Genomic DNA, 7,415 nt, shown 5'->3' on the forward strand with positions numbered 1-7,415 from the left:
TACTTGTGTATATTAATGAAAACAAAAATATAGTAAAAATGACTCCTGTTTGTTTGTTGGCACGTACCCTCCAGTCAAATGAAGGGGCTTTTTTATATCTATATCTTTGCAAATCAAATACTATTTCGAATAAATAAGAATCGGGAGGATTATAGATGCTCGATCATGATTTCCACGTAACCCGGATTGAATTGCGGCAGCTGTTCCAGAAATATATGGATGAAAGATGTTGGAAACGGAAAGATTTCGCGCAAGCGACGGGGATTGAGGCTGTTACGATCAGCAATATATTGAATAATAAACAATCGATCATGCTTCACCAATTAGATGCAATCGCCAGAGCGTTTCAACTGCCTCCAGGTTACTTTTATCCTTACTTTTTTGCGGAGTGCTGCAGTGACGAAGGTCGGATTCGCCCTTCCAAGCTGGGGGAGTTTGTCTCCACTTGCATTTTGATGAACCGGATGGATTTGGCCGATCAGGGTCTTGCTTTTTTAATTGAAGATAAAAATAAAAACCGCACATTTGATACCATGCTGGCGATTGGAGAGAAGCTTTTTCATGCGAATAAGGGAGAATACGCCCTGCCATTTTTCGACATGATCGTACAAGAGGAGGATCGCCGTACAGAGAGACTGGCGATTGCGTATTTTCGCAAGTTTTTAATTGTAAGAGAACGGGATCTGTACGGAGCGGGCTATGAAGCGCTCTATCGCCTGACCGAGTACCTGACGTACTTACCCGAGCAATATACCTCCAAAGACCAAAAGGGCATTGAGATCACCTGTAATCTCAAGCTGGAAGCATATTTCCGTATGCTTACCTTCTATAATGTAGTGGAAGACTGGGCCAAGCTCGCCAAGTATGCCAAGGAGCTTCATGAGCTGGCTCGTCTTCGCAATGACAGCAGATATCAGGCGGAGAGCCTATTGTACCAATCCTCAGCCTATATAGGGAAGGGTGAGTTTGAGAAGGCATTGGAAGTAACCAAGCAGTATGCTCCTTTTGGTGAATATTATTCACGTTTATCCGCCATGAATCAAGCCCTAATTCTTACGGAGATGGGGCAGATTGAAGAAATCGACCAGGTCCTGCAACAGATTGAGAGCAAGGAGGAGCTCTGGGTATACCTCCCCGCTGCGCTTGAAGCCTATATGAAAAAAAACAGACAAGATCAGGTAGCCGAACTGTTGACCCGCTACCAAACAGAAGTGGACGAGCTGTCGCGACGAAAGGACTGGCTCAGCGTAAAACGCTTCCTACGACTGTTGACCGTGCGGGCTGAATACTATTTTCAGATGGGTGAGATCGATATCGGGCTGTCAGATATTATAGAAGCACTTGAGAAAGCCTGTACGTTTAAGAATGTACAGCGAATCAAGCAGTGTGCCTATCTCTTCTATACCCATTCCCAGCATGCCGGTGTGGAATTAAAGGAACGTTTTCGTGATTTGATGATGAGTGCAATCACACCTGAGATATTTGAGTCATCGACGTAGGCACTTTCAATCAAAGTGTCTTTTTTTCACATAGATTACCATTTGCATTTTGAGTACGTTATCGTATATAATAAATTTCGAAGGCGACAGAGCCCGCGAATCTGGTCAGGTCCGGAAGGAAGCAGCCATAAGTGGTCAACTCTGTGTGCCTTCCTTTTTTATATACATATATATAGAAGCTTCTATATAAAATAAAAGCCCCCATCTGCAAACGGAGGAGAGAGTGCCGCCGCAGATGGGGGTTTCTTATTATCGATTAGGAGAGGTTTACAGATCGTAGTAAAGCTCGAATTCTTTTGGATTCACGGTGCGCTCTACTTGTTGGATTTCGCCGCGTTTGAGGGAGATCCAGTTTTCGATAACGTCTTTGGAGAAGACGCCGCCTTCGAGCAGGAACTCGTGATCGCTTTCCAGAGCGTCAAGGGCTTCAGCAAGAGAGCCAGGAGCACTGCGGATTTCGTGTTTTTCTACGTCGGAGAGCTCGTAGATGTTTTTGTCGATAGGGCCGTAGCCAAGTTCGCGTGGATCGATTTTGCGCTTGATCCCATCGAGACCAGCCATCAGCATAGCCGCGAAGGAGAGGTACGGGTTAGCTGTGGAGTCAGGCGTACGGAACTCGATACGGGATGCTTTTGGTGTCACAGCAGCTACTGGGATACGGACAGCAGCGGAACGGTTTCCTTTGGAGAACACGAGGTTAACCGGTGCTTCGTAGCCAGGAACAAGACGTTTGAAGGAGTTGGTGCTTGGGTTGCACAGAGCGATCAATGCTGGAGCGTGGTGGAGGATTCCGCCGATGTAGTGGAGAGCCATTTCGCTCAGGCTCGCGTAGCCGCCTTTTTCGAAGAAGAGCGGAACGTCACCGTTGAACAAGCTTTGGTGAACGTGCATACCGGAACCGTTGTCACCAACGATTGGTTTTGGCATGAAGGTAGCGGTTTTGCCGTGCTTTGCTGCTACGTTGCGCACGATGTATTTGAACAGGAGCAGGTTATCTGCGGTGCGGGTCAGGGTATCGAAGCGGAAGTTGATCTCCGCTTGACCAGCGGTAGCTACTTCGTGGTGATGACGCTCCACTTTGAGGCCTGCTTCGGTCATCAGAGTACACATCTCATTGCGGATATCCACTTGAGTGTCGGTTGGTTGTACCGGGAAGTAACCGCCTTTGTTGCGTACTTTGTAGCCGAGGTTTTTGCCTTCAGCGCCAGTGTTCCAGTAAGCTTCTTCGGAATCGATATGGAAGAAGGAGCCGGATGGACCGGATGCGTAGCGAACATTGTCAAAGATGAAGAACTCGGATTCAGGACCGAAGTAAGCAGCGGTAGCCAGACCGGATTCCTTGAGGTATTCTTCAGCGCGTTCCGCGATGTTGCGCGGGTCGCGGTCGTAGCGGTTGCCGTGTGGGTCATAGATGTTGCAGACGATATTGAGGGTTGGAGCTTCGACGAATGGGTCGACAAACGCCGTTGCCGTGTCTGGCATCATGACCATGTCGGATTCCTCGATGCCTTTATAACCAACCAAGCTGGAGCCGTCAAAAGCAACCCCTTGTACAAATGTATCTTCATCGACTGCATAGGCAGGGATGGTTACGTGATGCTGACGCCCTAATACGTCAACGATACGGAAATCTACATATTCGATGTTTTTTTCTTTGATAAGTTCGAGTACGGCCTTGATGTCCATGATATCCACTCCAATTTACGAATATTTTTTTTATCGTATTTGTTATTGTTCGTTTTTTCTTTGTTTTTTATAATTGGATTATAGTGTTGGTGGGAATAGTCTGTCAATAGGTTTCGTTACGTTTGGTGTCATGTTTTCTTACATAATAGTGTCGGATTTGTGAATGGGTGCTCGTCCTTTGAAAAAAAGCGGGACTTTTTTGGTGTTCACGCTTTTTTCACAGGAGAGTGTGAGAAACATCACAATGGGTCATACTGTCTCGGCGTAGGATAAAGATAAGAAAAACAAAGGACGTGAAGAAATGAGCCAAAACACCAAAATTGTATTGATCGGAACGGGAGCTGTCGGCTCCACTTTTGCTTACACCGTACTTATTAAGGGATTGGCCAACGAGTTGGTGCTCATCGACGCCAATGAAGATAAGGCGATGGGGGATGTGCTTGACCTTAACCACGGTCTGATGCTGGCTTCTCCGATGAAAATCACCTTGGGCGGCTACGAGGATTGTGCAGGGGCAGACATCATTGTGATCGCAGCAGGTGCGGCACAACGCCCGGGTGAGACCAGGATCGACCTCATGAACCGCAATGTTGCGATTTTTGACCAGATCATCAAGAATGTGACTGCTCATAATGACAGCGCGATTCTGCTCATCGCCACCAACCCGGTCGATATCCTCACACAGGTGGCGCTCAAGCTCTCCGGTTGGCCGAAGAATCGGGTGATCGGCTCTGGTACGCTTCTGGACAGCTCCCGTTTTCGCTATCTCGTGGCGGAGAAGCTGGGGGTTGACCCGCGCAGTGTCCACGGCATGATTATCGGTGAGCATGGAGATACCGAGGTGCCTGCCTGGAGTGCCCTGTCGGTCGCCGGAGTCAACATCGATGAGCTGCCGGCAGAGAACCCGTGGCATCTCAATGATGAGGCTAAGGCAGAGATCACCGAAGGAACCAAACGCGCGGCCTACCACATCATCGCCAAAAAAGGAGCCACCTACTACGCGATTGCTCTCTCGCTTGCCCGGATTTGTGAAGCGATTTTGAAGGATCAGCGCAGTATTCTCCCTGTCTCTTCTTATCTGGAAGACTATCAAGGGATCAGCGGGGTCTGCCTCGGTGTCCCAAGTATTGTAGGACGCAACGGTGTAGAACAGGTGGTCGAGTTGCCACTGACCCATACAGAAGGCGAGCAGCTGCGTCATTCCGCAACGACGCTTGCCAACTTCTTAAATGAAATCGGTTTTGCTTAAAACTGCTTATTTAACCTAAATTTCCTCCAAAGGCTGGTGTTTCTCATGGAAAAAATCATGCTTCCTGTTGATTCTTCTGAAATGAGCAAGAAGGCGGTACTTTTTGCGATGAATATGTTTGCGGATAGCGCGGAACTGACGCTTCTGCATGTAATCCATCCTATCCCTTCCGAACGTGTGACTCGTTATGTCGGGCCACATCAGATCGAGCTCCTGCAACGAGAAGAGGCGGATCACCAGCTGGTGGAAGTCAAGGATGTCGTCGAGCAAGGAAATACGCCATACGAGTTGCGCATCGAATTCGGTGAACCGGCAACTACGATCAGCACCATCGCTGATCAGCAGGCAGATCTCGTCGTAATGGGCACACACGGCTACGGGCGGGTATCTGGATATCTATTGGGCAGCATGAGCTATAAGACGCTGGCGAATGTGCACAAACCTGTTGTCCTCGTCCCAAAAGAAGCGGACGTCACCAATCCAGTCAAACAAATCCTCGTCGCGGTGGATGGCTCCGATCACGCCAGACGTGCGCTCGATGAGGCTATTCATCTGGCGAAACGTACAGGTGCCCATATCACTCTGGCTACTGTCGTGACACCACCGGTCGCCTATACAGGTATCAGTGTGGAAGTGGTAAGCATGGTGGACCAAGAGGAACTGCTCAATATCGGCAAGGAAATCCTGACCCGCTATGAAAATGTGCTGATTGATTATCAAGTGCCGTACAGCACCCGTGTGGAGGTCGGTTATCCGGCCTACATGCTTCGCCAGATCGCAGATGAGACCCAGGCCGACCTGATTGCGCTTGGTCACCATGGTCTCAACTGGATGGCGGAGGCGATCATGGGCAGCGTGACGTATAAGATGATCCATGGGACGAAGACGCCGCTGTTGATTGTGAAGTAGCAGTTATATAGAAAGGCAAAACTGAAACAAAGACCTTTACCCCTCTATCTGGTGGTAAAGGTCTTTGCTGTTAATAGCTCGTTACACCGAGTGAGTATTATAGAAAGGGATAAGAGTGAATTGTTAAAAAAATATTCAGTTTACATATATTTACCAAATAAAGAAAAGGGGTTATATTTCTTGTGTACTTCATTTGAGAAAATGGAGAAACGATGGCGGCTGAACATATGAAAATGGAACAAAAAGGCTACGTAACCCAAGAACGATTGAACGCAGGGAATAAAGCATTTGAAGAAGCGACCGAGAAAATGAACAAAAAGCTAAAAGATTCCAATGGGGCAGCGGGCAATTATGAGGTTAAAGAATATATCAATGATAAATATTATGTAGTTATCACAAGCATAGCCAATCAACCTACTCTTGCGTTAAATCCAGCGGGGATTGGTGTCGAAACTTACTATACAAGGGACGTTGAGCAAACCATTGGTATTACGATTCTCTCTAGTACGCTTAATGTGACATCAAAGGGAAGCTTCACATATGGTCTGAATACCAGCGGTCAAGCGGCTGTAAACGAAACAGCAATCAATTGTACATGGCGTGCGACTGATCCCTTTACATACACCGGACAAACATGCGCGGCCAGTCGTGTAGATGAGAGCTGGGTGAAGCATTCCAATATCGGGCTATTCAGTTATCCCTACCAAATGAGCGTTCCCTTTAAAGGTATTATTCAGCTCTCTATGTATGGGAACGGAACTTACAATATAGAAGTTGCCAGATTTGAGTTGTAGTTAAAATGGCAGAAAAAAGGGGGTATCTTTTTGATGCTCCCTTCGTTATAGTAGAAAAGGAAATGAGGGCAACGCAGTTGTTATCACGTAAATAGCAACTTCCAAAAATTATACTTGCATTTCTACCTCAATCCATGCTAGATTATAAATCCACCCACTAATTTGTGCTCAACAAATCGTGGACATGGGGCTGTAGCTCAGTTGGGAGAGCGCCTGCCTTGCAAGCAGGAGGTCATCGGTTCGATCCCGTTCAGCTCCACCATTTATACGGAGAGTTACCCAAGAGGCCGAAGGGGACGGTTTGCTAAACCGTTAGTATGCGCAAGTGTAGCGAGGGTTCGAATCCCTCACTCTCCGCCAGATTTTCTGGCAATGATGTTTACTAGTATGGCGGCGTAGCTTAGCTGGCTAGAGCGTTCGGTTCATACCCGAAAGGTCGGGGGTTCGAATCCCTCCGCCGCTACCATTTCTATTAGGAATAAATTTAATATGCGGTCGTGGCGGAATTGGCAGACGCACCATCTTGAGGGGGTGGCGGGGCGACCCGTGTGAGTTCGAGTCTCACCGACCGCACCAATTTTTTAATCAATCAATGCATGGCCCGTTGGTGAAGCGGTTTAACACAGCAGCCTTTCACGCTGTCATTCAGGGGTTCGAATCCCCTACGGGTCACCATCTATGGAGGCTTAGCTCAGCTGGGAGAGCATCTGCCTTACAAGCAGAGGGTCGGCGGTTCGATCCCGTCAGCCTCCACCATATGATGCGGACGTAGCTCAATTGGTAGAGCGTCGCCTTGCCAAGGCGAAGGTCGAGGGTTCGAGACCCTTCGTCCGCTCCATCTTCTTCTCTAAAATCGCATCTAGTATTGGTAAAAACTTCGTGTTGATTAAGAGATTTAAGATGTGATAAAGTAGAGTACGTTCCTAAGAGAACACTGTTAAGAAACAAACGAATGCTCCTGTAGCTCAGTCGGTAGAGCGTTTCCATGGTAAGGAAGAGGTCGCAGGTTCGATTCCTGTCGGGAGCACCATTTAACATATGGAGCTGTGGTGAAGTTGGAGTTCACGCCGGTCTGTCACACCGGAGGTCGCGGGTTCGAGTCCCGTCAGCTCCGCCATCTTTTTCAAAAGAGAAGGCGAAGACATAACAACATATGCCGGTGTAGCTCAATTGGTAGAGCACCTGACTTGTAATCAGGGGGTTGTGGGTTCAAGTCCTATCGCCGGCACCATTTTTACCAACATAGTGGGGAGATAGCGAAGTGGCTAAACGCGGCAG

General features: G+C 48.0%; 5 protein-coding genes, 10 tRNA genes and 1 other RNA gene. 15 read left to right on the plus strand and 1 reads right to left on the minus strand.

Annotated elements, in window-relative coordinates; genetic code table 11:
• The first annotated feature begins 155 nt into the window (after positions 1-155).
• Together FGI41_RS23475 and ffs are read left to right on the plus strand one after the other, a co-directional pair.
• A complete protein-coding gene (locus FGI41_RS23475) occupies positions 156-1,499 on the plus strand; it encodes a helix-turn-helix domain-containing protein (protein ID WP_139492746.1) in 1,344 nt (447 codons plus the stop codon).
• 75 nt (positions 1,500-1,574) lie between these two features.
• An RNA gene (ffs, locus tag FGI41_RS23480) (signal recognition particle sRNA small type) lies at positions 1,575-1,659 on the plus strand.
• 107 nt (positions 1,660-1,766) lie between these two features.
• On the opposite strand, the gene glnA is transcribed toward ffs, so the two are convergent.
• Positions 1,767-3,185 carry a type I glutamate--ammonia ligase gene (gene glnA, locus FGI41_RS23485; protein WP_139492747.1) on the minus strand — a complete coding sequence of 473 codons (1,419 nt, stop codon included), beginning with the start codon at positions 3,183-3,185 and terminating at the stop codon, positions 1,767-1,769.
• A 301-nt stretch (positions 3,186-3,486) separates the two neighbouring features.
• Between glnA and FGI41_RS23490 the strand changes: the two genes are divergently transcribed.
• The 13 genes from FGI41_RS23490 to FGI41_RS23550 all read left to right on the plus strand — a co-directional run bounded on the left by FGI41_RS23490 (position 3,487) and on the right by FGI41_RS23550 (position 7,368).
• Entirely contained in the window at positions 3,487-4,434 is a 948-nt protein-coding gene (locus tag FGI41_RS23490; protein WP_139492748.1) for an L-lactate dehydrogenase, read from the plus strand.
• A gap of 57 nt (positions 4,435-4,491) precedes the next feature.
• Positions 4,492-5,343, plus strand: a complete 852-nt coding sequence (locus FGI41_RS23495; RefSeq protein WP_255298617.1) for a universal stress protein — start codon at positions 4,492-4,494, stop codon at positions 5,341-5,343.
• A gap of 212 nt (positions 5,344-5,555) precedes the next feature.
• The gene (locus FGI41_RS23500) at positions 5,556-6,137 is read left to right on the plus strand and encodes a hypothetical protein (protein WP_139492750.1); all 582 of its coding nucleotides are present in this window, start codon (positions 5,556-5,558) and stop codon (positions 6,135-6,137) included.
• Between the two features lie 186 nt (positions 6,138-6,323).
• Positions 6,324-6,399: transfer RNA gene (locus FGI41_RS23505), tRNA-Ala, on the plus strand.
• Between the two features lie 7 nt (positions 6,400-6,406).
• Positions 6,407-6,497 (plus strand) — tRNA-Ser (locus FGI41_RS23510).
• A 29-nt stretch (positions 6,498-6,526) separates the two neighbouring features.
• Positions 6,527-6,603 (plus strand) — tRNA-Met (locus FGI41_RS23515).
• Between the two features lie 25 nt (positions 6,604-6,628).
• A tRNA-Leu gene (locus FGI41_RS23520) sits at positions 6,629-6,713 on the plus strand.
• Between the two features lie 22 nt (positions 6,714-6,735).
• A tRNA-Glu gene (locus FGI41_RS23525) sits at positions 6,736-6,812 on the plus strand.
• A 5-nt stretch (positions 6,813-6,817) separates the two neighbouring features.
• Positions 6,818-6,893 (plus strand) — tRNA-Val (locus FGI41_RS23530).
• A gap of 6 nt (positions 6,894-6,899) precedes the next feature.
• Positions 6,900-6,975 (plus strand) — tRNA-Gly (locus FGI41_RS23535).
• 116 nt (positions 6,976-7,091) lie between these two features.
• Positions 7,092-7,167 (plus strand) — tRNA-Thr (locus tag FGI41_RS23540).
• Positions 7,168-7,177: 10 nt separating this feature from the next.
• Positions 7,178-7,254: transfer RNA gene (locus tag FGI41_RS23545), tRNA-Asp, on the plus strand.
• 38 nt (positions 7,255-7,292) lie between these two features.
• Positions 7,293-7,368: transfer RNA gene (locus FGI41_RS23550), tRNA-Thr, on the plus strand.
• The last annotated feature ends 47 nt before the right edge of the window (positions 7,369-7,415 follow it).

Origin of the sequence: Brevibacillus dissolubilis, from assembly GCF_006170445.1 — a bacterium.
In the GTDB taxonomy this organism is placed as follows: Bacteria; Bacillota; Bacilli; order Brevibacillales; family Brevibacillaceae; genus Brevibacillus_B; species Brevibacillus_B dissolubilis.

Bases quoted from the DNA above. Each gene is read 5' to 3' on its own strand.
- FGI41_RS23475 (WP_139492746.1), top strand. From the start codon at position 156: ATGCTCGATCATGATTTCCACGTAACCCGGATTGAATTGCGGCAGCTG.
- glnA (WP_139492747.1), bottom strand. From the start codon at position 3,185: ATGGACATCAAGGCCGTACTCGAACTTATCAAAGAAAAAAACATCGAA.
- FGI41_RS23490 (WP_139492748.1), top strand. From the start codon at position 3,487: ATGAGCCAAAACACCAAAATTGTATTGATCGGAACGGGAGCTGTCGGC.
- FGI41_RS23495 (WP_255298617.1), top strand. From the start codon at position 4,492: ATGCTTCCTGTTGATTCTTCTGAAATGAGCAAGAAGGCGGTACTTTTT.
- FGI41_RS23500 (WP_139492750.1), top strand. From the start codon at position 5,556: ATGGCGGCTGAACATATGAAAATGGAACAAAAAGGCTACGTAACCCAA.